Annotated in this window: 15 protein-coding genes; 2 read left to right on the top strand and 13 right to left on the bottom strand. The window is 43.7% G+C overall.

The window, feature by feature from the left end:
• Positions 1-18: 18 nt before the first annotated feature.
• The 6 genes from E2R51_RS15840 to E2R51_RS15815 all read right to left on the bottom strand — a co-directional run bounded on the left by E2R51_RS15840 (position 19) and on the right by E2R51_RS15815 (position 7,249).
• The gene (locus E2R51_RS15840; protein WP_483299953.1) at positions 19-1,026 is read right to left on the bottom strand and encodes an ABC transporter ATP-binding protein; all 1,008 of its coding nucleotides are present in this window, start codon (positions 1,024-1,026) and stop codon (positions 19-21) included.
• A gap of 16 nt (positions 1,027-1,042) precedes the next feature.
• Positions 1,043-2,017, bottom strand: coding sequence for an ABC transporter ATP-binding protein (locus E2R51_RS15835; protein ID WP_483299952.1), 975 nt, complete (start codon positions 2,015-2,017; stop codon positions 1,043-1,045).
• A 103-nt stretch (positions 2,018-2,120) separates the two neighbouring features.
• On the bottom strand, positions 2,121-3,026 hold the full coding sequence (locus tag E2R51_RS15830) for an ABC transporter permease (protein WP_133378066.1): 906 nt from the start codon (positions 3,024-3,026) through the stop codon (positions 2,121-2,123).
• 15 nt (positions 3,027-3,041) lie between these two features.
• On the bottom strand, positions 3,042-3,995 hold the full coding sequence (locus E2R51_RS15825; RefSeq protein ID WP_133378065.1) for an ABC transporter permease: 954 nt from the start codon (positions 3,993-3,995) through the stop codon (positions 3,042-3,044).
• A gap of 132 nt (positions 3,996-4,127) precedes the next feature.
• A complete protein-coding gene (locus E2R51_RS15820; RefSeq protein WP_133378064.1) occupies positions 4,128-5,705 on the bottom strand; it encodes an ABC transporter substrate-binding protein in 1,578 nt (525 codons plus the stop codon).
• A gap of 557 nt (positions 5,706-6,262) precedes the next feature.
• Positions 6,263-7,249, bottom strand: a complete 987-nt coding sequence (locus E2R51_RS15815; RefSeq protein ID WP_133378063.1) for an aldo/keto reductase — start codon at positions 7,247-7,249, stop codon at positions 6,263-6,265.
• A gap of 350 nt (positions 7,250-7,599) precedes the next feature.
• Between E2R51_RS15815 and E2R51_RS15810 the strand changes: the two genes are divergently transcribed.
• The gene (locus E2R51_RS15810; RefSeq protein WP_133378062.1) at positions 7,600-10,026 is read left to right on the top strand and encodes an alpha-helical endospore appendage domain-containing protein; all 2,427 of its coding nucleotides are present in this window, start codon (positions 7,600-7,602) and stop codon (positions 10,024-10,026) included.
• A 61-nt stretch (positions 10,027-10,087) separates the two neighbouring features.
• Here the strand turns inward: E2R51_RS15810 and E2R51_RS15805 are convergent, their stop codons facing one another.
• The 7 genes from E2R51_RS15805 to E2R51_RS15775 all read right to left on the bottom strand — a co-directional run bounded on the left by E2R51_RS15805 (position 10,088) and on the right by E2R51_RS15775 (position 17,388).
• Positions 10,088-10,435 (bottom strand): DUF2200 domain-containing protein, encoded by a 348-nt coding sequence (locus E2R51_RS15805; RefSeq protein ID WP_133378061.1) that lies wholly within the window; start codon positions 10,433-10,435, stop codon positions 10,088-10,090.
• Positions 10,436-10,494: 59 nt separating this feature from the next.
• Complete coding sequence (locus tag E2R51_RS15800; RefSeq protein WP_133378060.1) at positions 10,495-10,998, bottom strand: PadR family transcriptional regulator; 504 nt, start codon at positions 10,996-10,998, stop codon at positions 10,495-10,497.
• A gap of 4 nt (positions 10,999-11,002) precedes the next feature.
• Positions 11,003-13,465, bottom strand: a complete 2,463-nt coding sequence (locus E2R51_RS15795; RefSeq protein WP_133378059.1) for an FtsX-like permease family protein — start codon at positions 13,463-13,465, stop codon at positions 11,003-11,005.
• On the bottom strand, positions 13,434-14,153 hold the full coding sequence (locus E2R51_RS15790; protein WP_133378058.1) for an ABC transporter ATP-binding protein: 720 nt from the start codon (positions 14,151-14,153) through the stop codon (positions 13,434-13,436). Before E2R51_RS15790 ends, E2R51_RS15795 begins: the two co-directional genes overlap by 32 nt.
• 271 nt (positions 14,154-14,424) lie before the next feature.
• Entirely contained in the window at positions 14,425-14,829 is a 405-nt protein-coding gene (locus E2R51_RS15785) for a hypothetical protein (RefSeq protein WP_133378057.1), read from the bottom strand.
• A gap of 185 nt (positions 14,830-15,014) precedes the next feature.
• Positions 15,015-16,001: a bile acid:sodium symporter family protein gene (locus E2R51_RS15780; RefSeq protein WP_133378056.1), complete on the bottom strand. Its 987-nt coding sequence runs from the start codon at positions 15,999-16,001 to the stop codon at positions 15,015-15,017.
• Positions 15,979-17,388 carry an FAD-binding oxidoreductase gene (locus E2R51_RS15775; RefSeq protein ID WP_133378055.1) on the bottom strand — a complete coding sequence of 470 codons (1,410 nt, stop codon included), beginning with the start codon at positions 17,386-17,388 and terminating at the stop codon, positions 15,979-15,981. The genes E2R51_RS15780 and E2R51_RS15775 overlap by 23 nt, the downstream gene beginning before the upstream one ends.
• A gap of 108 nt (positions 17,389-17,496) precedes the next feature.
• On the opposite strand from E2R51_RS15775, the gene E2R51_RS15770 reads away from it, so the two are divergent.
• Positions 17,497-18,195: a FadR/GntR family transcriptional regulator gene (locus E2R51_RS15770; protein WP_133378054.1), complete on the top strand. Its 699-nt coding sequence runs from the start codon at positions 17,497-17,499 to the stop codon at positions 18,193-18,195.
• Positions 18,196-18,437: the final 242 nt, after the last annotated feature.

Below are 18,437 nucleotides of genomic sequence, written 5' to 3'. Positions count from 1 at the left end.
CTCGATTAAACGATTACATTAATCGTTTAAATGGCATGCTGCATAATGACCTGCTGTCAATTCTTTCATGGACGGGACCTGCTGTTTGCACCTTTCCATCACAAATGGGCACCTTGTGTGAAACACACAGCCGGAAGGCGGATGTATAGGAGAAGGTACATCCCCCTTTATCACAATTCTTTCATTTTTGATTTTCGGGTTTGGAAGCGGAATTGCTGATAATAATGCACGGGTATAAGGATGATTGGGATGTCCAAATAATTCGTCTGTAGGTGCCCTTTCAACGATTTTACCTAAATACATCACACAAATTTGGTCTGCCATATGACGCACTACGCTCAGATCATGAGAAATAAATAAATAGGTTAATTGGAAATTCTCCTGAATCTCCTTGAGAAGATTTATGACCTGTGATTGAATCGAAACGTCCAAAGCTGAAACCGGTTCGTCACACACAACTATTTTTGGATTTACAGCCAGGGCTCTTGCCAGTCCTATTCTTTGTCTCTGCCCGCCAGAAAATTCATGTGGATATCGATAAAACTGATCTTTTCTGATTCCGACCTTTAAGAGTAACTCCATCGCCCTGTCCATCTGGTCTCTTTTGGTTCCGATCTGATGAATCTTCATCGGTTCTATGATTGCTTCCCCGATTCTTTTCTTCGGATTAAGAGAGGAATGAGGGTCTTGAAAAACCATTTGAAAATCTTTTCTGATTTTATGAAATTCCTTTTCTTTTAATTTAAAAATATCCCTGCCGTTATAGATAGCCTCTCCTTCAGTAGGATCGGTCAAACGCAGAATCGCCCTGCCTGTGGTGCTTTTTCCACATCCCGATTCACCTACAAGACCGACTGTTTGTTGTTCGTACAGATCAAAATCCACTCCATCAACGGACTTTACATCTCCCACATGTCTGCCCAGTGAACTGGTGATCGGAAAATACTTTTTTAAATTTCTAACTTGTAAAAGGGGTTTGGCATGCTCCTGTTTCTTATTTTCAACATCAGTATAAGGCTGCAGCAAAGTCATCCCTCCCTTTTTAGATTTTGTCATAATGCCAGCATCTAACTTTATGCTTATCGTTTATTTCTTCTAATAAAGGCGGTTCATTCAGACATTTTGCATCGGAATGCGGGCACCTTTGAGAAAAACGACACCCTTTTGGGACATTATCCAGTGATGGAACAATTCCCTCTATGGTATAAAGCTGCCGGGAGCGGTCCCCGTCAATTTGCGGAATACATTGCAGCAGTCCTTTCGTGTATGGGTGAGCCGGATTAGAAAATAACGACTCTACATCTGCATCTTCAATTACTTGACCAAGATACATCACAACCACATGTGTACATACTTCTGCTATTACCCCCAGATCATGCGTAATCATCACAATGCCCATATTCAGTTCATTTTTTATGTTATTAATCACTTCAAGAATTTGAGCCTGAATTGTTACATCCAATGCTGTAGTCGGTTCATCAGCTATCAGTAAATTCGGTCTGCAGACAAGAGCCATGGCAATCATCGCCCTTTGCCTCATTCCGCCGGATATTTCATAAGGATACTCATGAAATCTCATTTCGGGAGAGGATATACCTGTAAGACTCAACATGTCGATAGCTTTCTTATTCGCCTCTTTCCTGCCCATCTTCATATGTGCCGTGATTGCTTCTGTTATCTGATCTCCGATTGTAAAAACCGGATTAAGCGACGTCATGGCATCCTGAAAGATCATGGCTATTTCATTACCCCGAATTTGCTGCATCTGTTTTTTGTTTAGTGTGAGAATATTTTTCCCTTTATAATTAATTTCACCTTCATATTTTGTCGTGCGTTCATTCAACAGCTGCAGAATCGATTCTGCAGTGACACTTTTTCCGCACCCTGATTCACCGACAACGCCCAGGGTTTCACCCGCATGAACCGTAAATGTAACCCCATCGACCGCGGTCACTACACCGCTTTCGGTGGAAAAAGAAGTCTTTAGATTCTTTACTTCCAATAATGATTCCTGCAAGATTTCATCCTCCCTTCTCCTGTTTCTTCCTCCAAAGCTGCTTTAAGCATCATATGCAAATCGTCCATATTTGAAGCAATGGGGAAATTTCTTTATTTGCTTATTACTTATTTGCTTTATTCGTATGGGGATCTAATAAATCCCTTAGTCCGTCACCAAATAAATTTAATCCCAACACGGAAAGGACGATAAAAACGCCAGGGAAAAACGTCATCCACCAGGCATTGAAAATGACAACTTTTCCATCGTATAAAATGTTTCCCCAGCTTGGTTCTGGCGCCGGCACACCTGCACCCAGGAAGCTGAGTCCGGCTTCAAGAATAATCGCAGAAGCAAATACATTTGTAATTTGAACAATATAAGGGGATAACGTATTTGGAGCTATGTGCATCCAAAGTGTTCTCCAAGAGCTTGCTCCTTGTGCCTTAAGAGCTTCAATATAGGTTTGCTCCTTAATCACCAAAGCAGATGAACGTACAATACGGGCCATTGTAGGAATTTTTACAACGGTAATGGCAATTACAACATTAATCGGCCTCGGCCCGAGAACAGCTGTAATCGCAATAGCCAAAAGAACATCTGGAAAAGCCAGCAAACCATCACAAATCCTCATTAAAATATGGTCTAAAAACTTATAATAGGAGGCATATAACCCAATAATCATTCCAATAATGGCTGTAATAATAGTGGCAGAAAAACCAACTGCCAACGAAACAAACCCGCCATGAACGACCCTGCTGAATAAGTCTCTTCCAAATGTATCTGTTCCAAACCAATGCTCGCTGCTTGGGGCATGAAGACGATTAGCAGGATCAATTTCAAGAGGAGAGCTATTCATAAATAATAGAGAAAAGCTGACGAATAATAGTAAAAAAATCATGATCGAACTTCCAATTAACGCCAGACGATTATTCAAAAACCTCCTTACAAATAATCTGAAGCGTTCCTTTTTTAATTGGGTTTTTGTCTGAAGAATATCCCTGTTTTCTATCGGTACATTCACTCCCATTTGATTCCCTCCCCCCTATCCCTTCCTGCTCATGCGGACTCTTGGATCAATAACACCGTACAGCATGTCGACGACTAAATTGACTGCTAAATAAGATACTACAGCCAATAGAATTGTCCCTTGTATCACTTCGTAATCTCTTCGTAAAATCGAATTCATTACTAATTGACCAATACCAGGCAAGTTAAAAACCGTTTCCGTGACCACTGCTCCCGCTATCAATGAACCAAATGTTTCCCCCAGTACCGTAATAATTGCGATGGAAGCATTTCGAAGAGCATGTTTATAGTAGATAATCCGTTCCTTAAGTCCTTTTGCATAAGCTGTCTTAATATAATTTGTACTAAGAACATCAAGCATCGATGACCTGGTCATTCTGACAATAACAGCCGTTTGAATAACTCCCAGGGCCATTGCAGGCATGATCATATGCTTCAGGTGCTCCCATAAGCCTGAACTCAATGGTTCATAACCTGCAACAGGAAGCCATTGTAATTTAATGCCGAACAGCTGCATTAACAATAATCCCAGTAAAAAACTCGGTATCGCAAGCCCTAACATCGCGACAACCATAACCGACTGATCGATCTTTGTTCCTCTTTTTTTAGCTGCAATGATTCCCATAGGAATAGCTAAAACAATGGAAATCCCCTGAGCAAGAACAGCAAGAGAAAGAGTTGGGCCTAAGTGTTCAAAGAATGCATTAATAACAGATTTATTTTGAGAAATAGACCAGCCAAGGTCACCTCTTAAAATTCCGGTAAACCACTCAAAAAATTGCTGGTAGAGAGGGAGATTTAATCCCATCTGTTCACGTAATTGTTCCACTTCTTCAGGTGTAGCCTGCGGTCCAAGAATGACAGACGCCGGATCCCCCGGCGTCAAGTGAATAAGAAAAAAAACAAACACTGATACGATTAGAAGTACTGGTACTAGAGACAATATTCGCGTTAAAAAATATCCTTTCAAGTGACATTCCCCTTCTAACTATCAATTTTTTTAAGTAAAAAAAATTCAGCTTAACCTTTACTCTTGGAAGAATCAATCCATGAAAGTGAAGGTTAAGCGAATGTTTTTACCTATTCGATTGATACTATTTTTTTATTCACTCACACTTACATTCCAAAGAACCGGACCTATAATATGTTTAAATCCTGTTACCTTATCAGAATAGCCATTGATATTTTTGTAGTTCCCTATATTTATAATTGGAAGATCACTCCATACTTCCTGTTGAAGTTCAGCCGCCAGTGCTTTTGCTTCCTCTTGAGAAGGTGTCGATCCAATTTGTTCTAACAACTCGTCAATCTTTGTATTATTGGTCCAGCCCGGCCATTCTGATTTCGAATCTAAAAATCCATATTGATGAGGAATGACCGCTGTATCCCAGCCGGTGAAAAAGATATCGTATGAACCAGAGTCTGCTCTATGCTCTAACAGCGTTGCCCAGTCATACACCTCAAGTTTCACCTTCATCCCAATTCCCTCAAGCTGCTGCTGTGTAGCAATTGCTGCATTGTAATGATGGATATAGTCGCGGCTGGTGAGAATAATAATTTCCTCTCCGTTATAACCGGATTCTTTCAACAATTGTTTTGCCTTATCCAAATCTTTCGGATTGTACAGTTCTTTTCCTGTATCCGTATACCAGTCAGTTCGTTCGGGTGTAAATAAACCTGCTTCTAACTCAAAATATTTTTCATCCGTAAAAGCAGCCTGAAGAACCACTTCCTTATCTAATGCATAGTTAACAGCCTGCCTGGCTTTTACATCCGTAAACAAACCTTCTTTTTTATTAAATACTAAAATTTCCATCCCATAGGTATAAGGCTCTGTTTTATTTCCGGTACTTTCGATTTGATCAACAGAGTCATATGGCAGACCAATTACTACGTCATATTCCCCGCTCATTAACCCTGCACTTCTAGTCGATACATCCGGAACAACATACCAGTATATGTCTTCCACCAATGCTTCTTTCTCCCCCGCAAGTCCGCTTACAGGATCTGCGTCAGACTGGTACTCTTCATTTTTCACAAAGTGAATGTATTGGTCCTGTTTCCACTCATCAAATTTAAAAGGACCTGTTCCAATATATTCAGTTGCACCGGTTGGATCAGCTGCTTCAATAATTTCTTTTGGCATGATAGCTGCCAATTGAGTTTGATCGGCTAAAATATGCAAAACAATTGAGGATGGTTTTGAAAGAATTAAATCTATCGTATAATCATCAATTTTCTTCCACTGCGAACCAGCTAAAATAGATTTAGTAAGTGAAGAGTTTTCCTGCCATCTTGTCAAAGAAGCAATAACATCATCTGCCAGCATTTCTTTTCCATTATGGAATTTAATTCCTTCTCTTAATTTGAAGCTGATCGTCTTCCCATCCTCACTAATTTCGTAGGATTCTGCAAGTTGGGCTGTGACTTCATAATTCTCATTTAACGTCACTAAAGATTCATACATCAATCTTGCCGGGAAAGCAGTTGCTTCTGCCGTTGTTACGGTAGGATCAAGCGTGTCCGGCTGAGCCTGATAGGCAACTTTTAAAGAATTTTTATCAGATGCTGAACTTGAACTGCCTGTACCTTCAGGTGATGTTCCAGAACTCGAACAGCCTGAAATGACCCAAATCAACCCAACGACAAATATTAAGTTCAGAATTGATTTCCATTTCATGAATTTTCCCCCTTATTATTTTCATTCCGATTTATAAAAATCGAGACTGACAATTGGACTGTTAAACAGTCGCTAAATAGTCGCTAAAAATAAAAAAATTTTTCAAGCTCTATTCTGCCGGCTGAAAAATTAGATAAACCTTTAATATTTACTAGTGTTCTAAGTTCTGCTGCTGCACAAGAATGGAAATTACTAAACGTCAAGTCATTCAACATTCAGGGGATTTCGAATTTAAAAATAAGATTCCTTACAACTCAATCCTTGTTCTGAATGAATTTCTCCCACCAAAGATAAAATCTGGTTTTTGAAAGCTTTCCGTTTTCGGGGTACACCTCTTTCCAACACACAGCAATATACTTAATAATACAATAATTCAGTCAATTATAGCAAATATATTTTTACATTCTTTACTAAAAAATACTGAAATTAGAAAAACCTCTTAGAGATTTATTATCCCTAAGAGGTTTTTATTGTCGAACAATATTCCTTCTATACTATCAAGTGAAAGCTGAATAATTAGCGATTGTAGTGCTTGGACTTCCTTGAACTATTGCAGCTTAACTTTGCGGCAGCGGAGCTTTAGGAGAAATGAGCCCATCATTTACAAGCTCTTCCCAAAATCCAGATGGGATTTTCGCCTTCATCGCTTGCAGATCTTCCTTGATGCGATCAGGTCTTGTAGAGCCGGTTACAACCGCTTTAACTGCGGGATGTGCAGTGGAGAACTGCAGCGCTGCATCCTTCAAATTAACATCATGCTTTTTGGCAACCTCATTAAAGCGTCTCACTCGTTCCTTGATTTCAGGCGTGATTTCCTGATAATCAAAAAAGTCGCCGCCCAATAAAGCACCTGAGTTAAATGCCGATCCGATCACTAGTCCGCCATTTTTCTCCTCAGCCAGCCGCATCATCCGTTCCAATGCCCGCTCATGCTGAAGCAGCGTGTATTGTGTTGCAGACAAGCTCAGGTCAGGATGGGCTTCCTCCAGCTCAAGAGCCACTTCGATTGGAACTGTCGTGTTTACTCCAAGACCCCAGGCGGAGATGACACCTTCATCTCGAAGCCGATCCAGAACCTTAAAGGCCCCTTTTCGTGCTTCATCAAACTTAGAAACCCATTCATCTCCCAAAAAGTCAGGTGAGATATCATGAACATACACCATATCCAAACGGTCTGTTTTAAGCCGTTTCAAGCTATCTTCAATCGATCTGAGCGTACCTTCCTCCGTATAATCCGTCAAAATTTTATTCTTACGTCCATGTTCAAAAAGGCCTTCTTTTTCTTCTTCCTCATCAAGCACAATCCGTCCGACTTTTGTACTTAACACATAATCATCACGATCGTAGGATGATAAGATTTCACCAAGTCTTGATTCAGCCAGACCAGCACCATAAAACGGAGCCGTATCAAAATAACGAATCCCTTCATCCCAGGCTGTTTGTATCGTTTCCATCGCTTCTTTTTCCGGAACTTCCCTGAACATATTGCCCAGTGGAGCAGTACCTAAACCAATTTTATTCTTTATCGTAATTTCGTTTTTCATTATAAAGACACCTCTTTTTAAAGATTGACATTCGTTTATTAGCCGCTGCAGTATTTAACACTACTTACTGATTTTAATAAATGAAGACGTGTCAGTATTTACCCTTTGTATAAGTAGAATAAACAGTTTGGTCCACTCTCTTGATTATTCCAAATTGGATCGAAGAACAGATTAAAAGTGCAAAATGCATAAGAAACGACCCAGATCTTCCATGATTAGAGGACTATTTTTTTCACCTCATGGCAGATAACTTATACAACATTACCTATCCATGAATAAACTATTTTAGAGCGACTTTGATTTATTTTCCATTTTAATATCGCTTTAAATTCATGGAAAGGAGAAAACTGATGTCAAATCCAAATATTCCAAATATATCACCAAATATATCCTTAACACGGGAAGAAGTTACAAATCTACTATTAGCTTCGATCGCTATGGAAGAATTAGGGTTAGCTCATATAATTAACGCAGAAGGAGAAAAACTGCAATATGCTCTCGGTACTATTCCAGGGCTGACTAACGCCGCTTCCCTAGATGAAATTTTAGAAGTAAATGAAAGTGTTAAGGAAATGCTGGAGATAGCAATGAAAAAAGAATTATTGCTCGATAACAAGTTGAAGAATGTAATGGACATTCCTTCAATGGCTGGACCAACTGGACCAACCGGACCTGCGGGGGCTACTGGACCTGCGGGGGCCACGGGGGCCGCTGGTGCTACTGGCGCTACTGGACCTGCAGGAACCACGGGGGCTGCTGGGGCTACTGGTGCTACTGGACCTGCGGGGGCCACTGGTGCCACAGGCGCCACTGGACCTGCGGGGACCACGGGGGCTGCTGGTGCTACTGGTGCTACTGGACCTGCGGGGACCACGGGTGTCACAGGCGCCACTGGACCTGCGGGGACCACTGGTGCTGCTGGAGCCACAGGCGCTACTGGACCTGCGGGGGCCACGGGTGCCACAGGCGCCACTGGACCTGCGGGAACCACGGGGGCTGCTGGGGCCACAGGCGCTACTGGACCTGCGGGGACCACGGGTGTCACAGGCGCCACTGGACCTGCGGGGACCACTGGTGCTGCTGGAGCCACAGGCGCTACTGGACCTGCGGGGACCACGGGTGCCGCAGGCGCCACTGGACCTGCGGGGACCACGGGTGCTGCTGGAGCCACAGGCGCTACTGGACCTGCAGGAACCACGGGGGCCGCTGGTGCTACTGGACCTGCGGGGACCACAGGGGCCGCTGGTGCTACTGGCGCTACTGGACCTGCTGGGGCCACGGGGGCCGCTGGTGCTACTGGCGCTACTGGACCTGCAGGAACCACGGGGGCCGCTGGTGCTACTGGACCTGCAGGAACCACAGGGGCCGCTGGTGCTACTGGACCTGCAGGAACCACAGGGGCCGCTGGTGCTACTGGCGCTACTGGCGCTACTGGACCTGCGGGGGCCACGGGGGCCGCTGGTGCTACTGGCGCTACTGGACCTGCAGGAACCACGGGGGCCGCTGGTGCTACTGGCGCTACTGGACCTGCAGGAACCACGGGGGCCGCTGGGGCCACAGGCGCCACTGGACCTGCGGGAACCACGGGGGCTGCTGGGGCCACAGGCGCTACTGGACCTGCGGGGGCCACGGGGGCCGCTGGTGCTACGGGCGCTACTGGACCTGCGGGGGCCACGGGGGCCGCTGGTGCTACTGGCGCTACTGGACCTGCGGGTGGTGCTACGGGTGTTACTGGACCTGCGGGCGCTACTGGGGCCACAGGTCCTGCCGGAGTCACAGGTGCTACGGGAGCCTCTGGTGCCACCGGAGCTACCGGCCCTACTGGACCTGCTGGTGGTGCTACGGGTGCTACTGGACCTGCTGGTGCTACTGGCGCCACGGGACCTGCGGGGGCCACAGGTGCTGCTGGTGCTACTGGCGTTACTGGAGTTGCAGGGGCCACAGGTGCTACTGGACCTGCCGGAGCTACGGGCGCTGCCGGAGTTGCCGGGGTCACAGGTGCTACTGGACCTGCAGGGGCTACGGGCGCTGCCGGAGTTGCCGGGGCCACTGGTGCTACTGGACCTGCAGGGGTCACAGGCGCTGCCGGAGTTGCCGGGGCCACTGGTGCTACCGGAGTTGCCGGGGTCACAGGTGCTACTGGACCTGCAGGGGTCACAGGCGCTGCCGGAGTTGCCGGGGCCACTGGTGCTACCGGACCTGCAGGGGCTACGGGCGCTGCCGGAGTTGCCGGGGCCACAGGTGCTACTGGACCTGCAGGGGCCACAGGCGCTGCCGGAGTTGCCGGGGCCACTGGTGCTACCGGACCTGCAGGGGCTACAGGCGCTGCTGGAGCAACCGGAGCAACTGGTCCCACTGGAGCAGGCGGCCTAGCTGAATATGCTTATATTTATAATTTGGGTGCTGGGGTAATCGCTTTGGAAGCAGATATTCCGTTTGATACAAATGGAGTCATCACCTCTGGAATTACACATACACCAGGAACAACTACTATTACAGTTACAACCGCCGGTATTTATGAAGTTACTTTTTCAGTTTCTGGTGTTGAACCAAATCAATTTGCCTTGTTCCAAAATAATGCAGTAGTACCTGGAACGATCTATGGTTCAGGAGCGGGTACACAGCAGAATAATGGTCAAGTGATTTTGCCGATTTCAAGTGGAGATGCGCTCACCATTCGAAACCATACTTCAGCTGCGGCAGTAACCCTCCAAACATTAGCTGGAGGTACGCAAATCAACACAAATGCCTCTGTGATTCTAAAGAAACTTAATTGACAATGATAAAGTTACTTGCGAAACCTTTTAATAAAAGGTTTCGCATTTTTTCATTACTTTCTTATCGCAAAATCTTCTCCATACTTTTACCTTTTGCCAACTCGTCAACCAGCTTATCCAAATAACGAATTTCCCGCATAGTTGGTTCTTCTATGTCCTCCACCCTGACACCGCAGATCACACCTTTGATCAGCGTTCGGGAAGGATTCAGCTGGGGAGCATCTGCAAAGAAAGTCTCAAAGTCAGTTTGTTTTTCCAGTTTCCCTTCCAGTTCTTCCTGGTCATACCCCGTTAACCATCGAATAATTTCATCAACTTCTGCCTTTGTACGTCCTTTCTTCTCTGCCTTCGCAACATAATGAGGATAGACACTTGCGACACTCATTGCATAAATTTTATGTGACATGATTATTTCCCCTCTCTGTTTGGTCGGTTCCTGTTTTGCGTTTATTACTGTCTATTTTGATATTAACGGAGGCGATTCTCAACCTGATTAATCCAGTTCAAGTCGGCCTCTAAATGAAACAGCATGCCCGAAATTAATAAATATCTCTTTTCCTGATTCTGAAGCAGCAGCTCCGTTTTTAACTTTGTTAATTCCAATACACCTTCAATAATCATCGCTTTTTGTTGTTCAAGCATTTTCTTTTCCTGTTCAAAGTGTATCGTTCGTGCACAGTTCCATTTAAAGAAAAAATCGTCTTTTGTTCCATGGTTAGGAATGGGCTCCAACAACCAGCCTACCAACTCATCTTTACCTTTTGGATTTAATTCATACCTTTTTCTTTCCTGATCATCTAATCCTGGAGATGAGACAAGTTCATCTCGTATTAAACGATCAAGAGTTGTATATATTTGACCTGGATTTACTTTTCCTTTAATGCCTAAAAGAGAATCCAATTCTAATTTCAATTCGTAACCATGATGGGTTTGCCTGAATAACAACGTTAAAATTCCATATTTTACTGACAATTTATCAACCTTCTTTGAGTGATGATTGGATATCCAGCTTACTTGCCGTTTTGCTGGAAATCCAGGCTGCACAGATGCTTAGCGAAACTCCTGCAATTATTGCTAGTATAAGGTGACTAACAGGTAAATGGAAAGAGACAAAGCCTTCCATCAGCTCTGATTTACTAGTGATATAAACTAATATCACAGCAGCTGCAATTCCCCCGACTACTCCTGAAACCCCGATGAGTATACCTTCAGCCAGTATCATATTTCTAACCTGCTGTTTGGTAAAACCGAGTGCCCGCATGGTTCCAATCTCGAATCTTCGTTCATAAGTATTGATCAGAAGCGTGTTAGCTGTACCAATACTGGCTAACACGATGATCATAAATAACATTACGAAAATAAGTGAATTCATGCCGGAAATTGCTGAGGTAGTCGTTTTTATTTCATCTTCCACCGTGCGAACCTTTGACAAATAACCACCGAAATCAGACCATAGCTGATCACGTATAGAATTATTCGCTTTACTGTTTAGCGTTAGCAGCAAATCAAAACTATTGTTCCATCCAAACTCATCACGAAGCTGGTTCTCGTCCATAAATGCGACATATCCAGAATAATGCGATGTATTGACGACTCCAATGACTTCATAATACTGTTCTCCATTTGGAGTATTCATTCGTATGCTTTCCCCAATATTCCCGCCCCACTCATTAAAGGCCCGTTCTCCAAGCAGCACAGAAGATTTCTGCTTTAATTTATTCGTCAGATCCTTCTCACGCGTATGAGTAAACAATGATGGACCATTTTCACTTACAGAAAGAACGGAAAATTGTCTTCTTTCTTCATGAATTGTTTCCCATGTAATGGGGGTTGCTTCAGTTAATGGTTTTACATCCGTGACCGCATGATAGGAAAAAAGTTTATTAACATCTTCAGCAGACCATGGTGCTTCAGAAGTAACCCTTACATCTCCGCCATACGTATTTTTTATTTCTTTTTCATACCCTTCAGGCGCTGATTCTACCACAGTACTAAGTAATAATATGACCGATATTCCAATAGCTAGAATAGCACCTGTATTGGCATTGCGGTTTAGTTGCATGGACAGATTTTTAGCCGCTATCACACCGGAATAATTAAAAAGAGCTGTTAAAACAGGTTTCATTAATTTCCCTAAACCCACCAGCAGTATAGGAAATAACAGGATGACACTGGCTAATACAGCTGCATAAGAAACAGGGTGATCGATAAATACAAAACATAGAAGCGCTAACCCCGCAATGGCTTTAAGTTTGTACTGCCTGGATGAAGCATTTACGACGCTTCCGTTTTTTAATGTCAATAAAATAGATGTCTTGCCTGCGCTGTAAATAGGAAAAAGAGAAAAAAGTATAGGGAATAACAAGCCAATTGTAATCGCGATCAGTGTTGGCAGCTTCCAGTTTAACGTGTAGACCATGTCAAACTCAAATACACTTAGGAGCCCTTGCATAAACAAATCCCCAAGCCATATGCCAAGCGGTACGCCTATCGCTGTGCCCATCGCTGCCAGGAGTGTCATTTCAATCAGCACGAGCTTAGAAACAGAACCTTGTGTATAACCTAAGCTTTTCATTATGGCAAACTCTCTTTTCCTTTCAATCACGCTTGTATAAATCATATTAAAAACGATAAATCCGCTGATAAAGATCGATAATCCGGCAATTAAATAGAAAAAGGTATAGAGACCGCCTATATCATTGCTTTGAAGATCATCTGCTACAACAGGTTCTATGTATACACTGGCATCACGGAACTTTTGTTGAAAGTTTTGAAAAAGATCTTCCCCATCCCCCTCTGTTTGAAAGCGCATATAGGAAATCTCGTCATTTTTTCCTGTCCACTCTCTTAGCAGTTCAAGTGGAGCGATAACACGAAAACTCGATGACTCCGCACTTTCCCAATTACCAGGACTTGCAAGGAGTTGCGTGTACTCCACAATGGCAGAAACTTTTGCTTCTCCCATATTAGCAAACCGGATCGTATCTCCAACCCCTTTTCCTAAAAGATCTGCTGCAGCTTCCGGTAAAATGATTCCTTCATTATCTAAGCTGCCTTCGATAACCGGAAGTACTAACAAGGGACTATTTTGGTCGTTTACCCCTGTAATTCGTACAGATCTTTCATTTAGAGAGCGGTCCCCTTCAAGCTCAAAGAAAGTTTGCTTATCAAGAGCAAGCAATGTATCGGTAACGGTGAGATCCTGTTGAATAGGCGAAACGATCTCTTCTGAATAGGTATGTTCATCACTTAACACCCAATAATCAGCATTGGCTACATACATTTGTTCGTAATAGTTAAAAACATCATTTGTTGTTTTGTCAGCTACCAGCATGGAGGTGACAAAAGAGATCCCAAGTATAATAGCAAGCAAAGTAAACGAAAATCTTTTTTTGTTTTGTGTGATATTACGCCATGAAACTTGCCAAATATTTAGCATAGTCACCATCCTTCCTAGAGATAACACGATCTACAACACCGTCTCTAAAAAGCACGATACGATCTGCAAAACCAGCTGCAAAAATATCATGCGTGACCATTATTATGGTTTGCTTATTTTCATGATGAAATTTCAAAAATAAACTTAGGATTTCTTCAGCCTTTGCTCTGTCTAAATTCCCTGTTGGTTCATCTGCCAATAGGACAGCCGGATTATTAACCAGCGCCCTGGCAATTGCCACACGTTGCTGCTGACCACCACTCAGTAGATTGACACGTTTGCGGTTAAGCCCATCTAATCCTACAGATTCAATTAATTCCTGAATCATTCTATTTTTTTCATTCGTTAATTTTCCGTCGGCATGGAGAGGGAATGCGATGTTTTCTTCCACAGTCAAAGTAGACAGCAATTGATAATTTTGAAAAACAAAACCCAGTTTTTTTCTCCTGAAAATCGTTCTTTCTTTTTCTGTCATTCCATTTAAATATTTCTGGTCAATTTGTATCGTTCCATTTGTAGGTACATCAAGTCCCCCTAATAATTGAAGTAAGGTACTCTTTCCAGAACCGCTTGGTCCCATTATCGCTACGAATTCTCCTTCTTTAATGTTCAAATTAACCCCTTTCAAAACTTCAGTGCTTTGTTGACCTTGTAGAAATTCTTTTGATAAGTTTTCAATCGTAATCACTTTATCAATACCTCCCATTAATCCCTTTTTTTATATTATACTAAGTATATATAAAATTAAAAGATAATAACTGTATTTACTGTAAAAATAAAAAAATAACACTTTTAAAATATATACTTAGTATACATTTCGAAGTGTTATTTTTATTACCCGTTTATTTAAATATTTCAGATTTACTAAGGTAAGCCCAGCAAAGGAACGTTCTTATCGTTACCCTTTTTTATGTACCACCGGCTGAAAACCACCAAGTTCCACCACAAGCGATTCACCATCAACAGTAACAAGATAGAAAATACTCTTTGTTCAGCAGTGCAATTCCCGTAACCTTTTTTCCTTTTGCCGCAAAAAATTCTTCTAATTCTGTTTTAACCTCGTCCACTACACTTCCATCTATTTGCTCCAATGAATCAGCACCATTAAGCAAATCAAGATCCTGTTCGCCCGAAACAGCTAATGCAGGCTGTTTATCATAAATGCTCTGCAGCAGATGAATCACTTCACCAAATCCTATAAAAAGCAATCCAATCACAAAGCCGATAAATATTAAAAATGAGGCAGACATTAAATCCATATATATAACTGACACAAAAACAAAAAACATAATCACTGTCAGGATAAAGATAAAATAACCAACTGATTTTAAGGTGACAGCAACTTTATTTTCTAACGAATTCATGTTGATTCCCCTTAAACTTTTAATACATCAAACTACAGAAAAAGAAAACCCTTTTAGTTACACTTACTATTTCAAGTGTAACCGAAAGGGTTTCAAAGAACTATCTAACTATTACATTTTTTCAAAAATATACAAATCACCTATTGAAACTCTTCCCCAAGTACAACTCGTTGCTGTCCGGGTTCTCAGGGTCTGGTTTTTTGCAGAGTATCATATTCATATGGCTCCTGTTGATCATCTTCCTCAACCCTTGCTTTCTTCGACCATATAGTGGCAAGCAAGGGACCTGAAATATTGTGCCAGATGGCGCCCCAGACGCTTGGAAGAGCGGCAAGGGGGCTGAAGTGAGCAGTCGCAAGGGCGACGCCGAGCCCCGAGTTTTGCATACCAACCTCCAATGAAATGGCACGACGGTCGTCTTCTTTCAGACCAAGCGCCAAGGCTATAAGATAACCTAGCAGCAGCCCGAAGCCATTGTGCAGGAAGACAGCCGCGAATACAATCCAGCCAGCCGAGATGACATTGGGTCCATTCGCTCCTGTCACGACACCCACGATGATCAAAATCGCAACAACTGAGATCAGCGGAATGACAGAAAGGCTGGCTTCTACTGCTTTTGGTGCAAGACGTTGGATAACGAAGCCAAGCACGATTGGAATAATTATGACCTGTACGATGGATGTAAACATTGCCAGAGCATCTACCGGCATCCATTGCCCAACTAAAAGAAGGAGCAACAACGGTGTCGCGATTGGCGCCAAAAGCGTTGATAGGCTTGTCATCGCGACAGAAAGAGCAAGATTGCCTTTTGCAAGATACACCATCACGTTAGAAGCTGTCCCGCCCGGAACCGAACCCAAAAGAACGAGTCCCGCTGCCAGTTGTGCCGGGAGATTGAGAACGAATGCAATCGTAAAAGCACCAAGCGGCATGATAACAAACTGAGCCAATACACCAAGAACAACAGGAATTGGACGCTTGGCAACTACTTTGAAATCAACAGGTTTTAACGTAAGTCCCATTCCAAACATGACGATTCCAAGAAGAATCGTTATGTAGCCGCCGAAAGCGGAGAAGATGCCCGGCACAAAAAAGGCGAGCAGAGCAGCCGCAATGACCCAGACGGCAAAGTATTTTCCGGCAATTGTACTAACTTTTGATAACGTGTTCATTTACACCATCTCCTCTAGCGGGCAGTAGTTTACCGGGATTTAAAATACCTTGTGGATCAAGAGCGGATTTGATTTGCTGCATGACGCCAAGCGCTGCTCCAAATTCCTGATGCATATACTTTTGCTTGCCATAACCGACTCCGTGTTCACCAGTCGATGTACCGTTGCGCTCAAGTCCATATGTGACAAGACTTTCATTAAAGATATTCGCCCGCTCCTTTTCTTCCGGATTCATCAGGTCAATCATCAGGATGACGTGGAAATTCCCGTCCCCCACGTGACCGGTGACGCCTCCAATAAGATCAAGTTCATGAAGCTTCTCCTGTGCGTACCTTACCGCCCCTGCCAGTTCAGAAATCGGTACGCACACATCGGTGACCATCATCTTGCGACCCGGAAAGGCATGAATGAACGAGTATGCCAGATTGTGGCGCGCTTCCCATAAGCGGCTGCGCTCTGCGTGATCGGTCACGAATTCAATGGCTTCGCAGTTATACATTGCGACGATTTCTTTCATAAACTCGACATCTTCTGCAAGTCCGGCTTCATTGCCGTGGAACTCCATAAACAGAGTAGGAATCTCCGGGTAACTCATTTTCTGATGGATATTCAGCTGTTTCAACGAAATTTCATCCAGCAGCTCGACCCTGGCAATTGGAATCCCGGATTGCAGCAGGCTGACCACTGCTTGTACCGCGTTTTCAACTGAAGGGAAAGTCGCCCGTCCGGCCATTTCGTATTCCGGAATACCGTAAACTTTGAGTGTCAATTCCGTGATACAGCCTAAGATCCCTTCAGAACCAACGAAAAGACCGTTCAAGTGCAGTCCAGCTGAAGATTTAGCCGCTTTCGACCCGGTGTGGATTACCTCACCGCTTGCAAGTACGACTTCCAGGTCTCGAACCTGATCCCGCATAACGCCGTATCGAACGGAAGTTGTGCCGCTAGCATTCGTTGCTGCCATTCCTCCCAGTGTCGCATCCGCTCCCGGATCAACAGAGAAGAACAAACCGTGCTTCTTCAGCTCACGATTTAACTGACTGCGCGTTACCCCCGGCTTTACCGTCACCATAAGGTCATCCGGAGAGATAGTAAGAACAGAGTTCATTTCCATAAAATCGATTGTGACACACTCTTTTAAAGGCACTACATGACCTTCAAGACTTGTACCGAGTCCAAACGGCACAACTGGAATCGCATGCCTGGAAGCAGCTTCTAAAATACGGGATGTATCTTCTGTGGAACGTGGAAAAACGACGACTTGTGTAAGCTCGCCTTTATGATAGGATTCATCGATGGAATGCTGTTCTCGTACAGTCTCATTCTCGGATATCTGGTCTTTTTGTAAAAACTGATGTAAACTCTCTACAAATGATGCAACTGACATAAGATGTGTACCTCCTGAAATTAATTGGTCCAACCAATTTAGTCTCATTATACGTAATAATCTGAATATTTCAAGAACAATTTTCAGGGAGGAGATGGTGATATAGCAGTGGGAACGAGACCGAAATATAAACAAGTTGTTGAACTGCTTTCCCGTGAATATTTGAACGGACAGCGATCGATTGGAGACAAGCTTCCGCCGGAACGTGAGCTCGCAAAACAGCTAGGGATCAGTCGTACTGGCGTTCGAGAAGCGTTACACTTCCTGAGGGAAGCGGGTGTAATCCACTCGAGGCAAGGCGGAGGGCATTTTTTATGTGTCTCCCGAATAGAGGATGCAGCAGGCAATCAGGCGACGCTGCACCTGAAGACTGACCCTGCTCTGACAGCAGAAATGCTTGAAGTACGTAGGGCATTAGAATGTGAAGCTGCCTATTTAGCCGCCATGCGAGCGACACAGAACGACCTTGACACACTCAGCAGCTATTTGGAGTTGATGAAGCATGCGCTGACGGAAGAGCAAGGGGCGAAGGCAGACGTAGGCTTTCATTTAACAGTCGTCCGCACTTCACAAAACCGGATGCTGATCCAGGCAGTGGACGGGATAGTGGTTCAAATGGAGAAGAATATTCAAACAACACGGCGGCAGCGTTTCGTGTCAGATGCTTCCCGCTATCAAACAACTTATGTTGAGCATGAAGCCATTTTTCATGCCATCCGGGACAAACGTGCGGACGAAGCGAAACAGTTGATGCTTCGACATTTAAACAAAGCATATGAGGAGATTTGGGAAGAGCAGGTAAACTAATAACCCGACCTGACCGGATGTTTGTTTAACCAACCGGTACATTAGTTGTATAAATCAATGACACAAAACACCTAACAGATAAGGAGTTTTGTGTCATCTTTTTAAGTGCTTTTTAGTAGGAGTGCGGCACCCGCCAGTGCGAGGGAAAAGAAGTCACTAAGATCAAGTTTCTCTTTCCTGCATTATTTTCAACTGGCTGCTTCCTCAAATTAAAAAAACATCCAACTCTTAAGTGAGTTGGA

This window comes from Jeotgalibacillus sp. S-D1 (genome assembly GCF_004358665.1).
GTDB lineage: Bacteria > Bacillota > Bacilli > Bacillales > Jeotgalibacillaceae > Jeotgalibacillus.
The sequence above is the reverse complement of the archived record's forward strand: the minus strand, read 5'-3'. Positions and strand labels throughout refer to the sequence as shown.

Bases quoted from the DNA above. Each gene is read 5' to 3' on its own strand.
- E2R51_RS15775 (WP_133378055.1), bottom strand. From the start codon at position 17,388: ATGTCAGTTGCATCATTTGTAGAGAGTTTACATCAGTTTTTACAAAAA.
- E2R51_RS15815 (WP_133378063.1), bottom strand. From the start codon at position 7,249: ATGAAAAACGAAATTACGATAAAGAATAAAATTGGTTTAGGTACTGCT.
- E2R51_RS15810 (WP_133378062.1), top strand. From the start codon at position 7,600: ATGTCAAATCCAAATATTCCAAATATATCACCAAATATATCCTTAACA.
- E2R51_RS15785 (WP_133378057.1), bottom strand. From the start codon at position 14,829: ATGAATTCGTTAGAAAATAAAGTTGCTGTCACCTTAAAATCAGTTGGT.
- E2R51_RS15830 (WP_133378066.1), bottom strand. From the start codon at position 3,026: ATGGGAGTGAATGTACCGATAGAAAACAGGGATATTCTTCAGACAAAA.
- E2R51_RS15820 (WP_133378064.1), bottom strand. From the start codon at position 5,705: ATGAAATGGAAATCAATTCTGAACTTAATATTTGTCGTTGGGTTGATT.
- E2R51_RS15795 (WP_133378059.1), bottom strand. From the start codon at position 13,465: ATGCTAAATATTTGGCAAGTTTCATGGCGTAATATCACACAAAACAAA.
- E2R51_RS15780 (WP_133378056.1), bottom strand. From the start codon at position 16,001: ATGAACACGTTATCAAAAGTTAGTACAATTGCCGGAAAATACTTTGCC.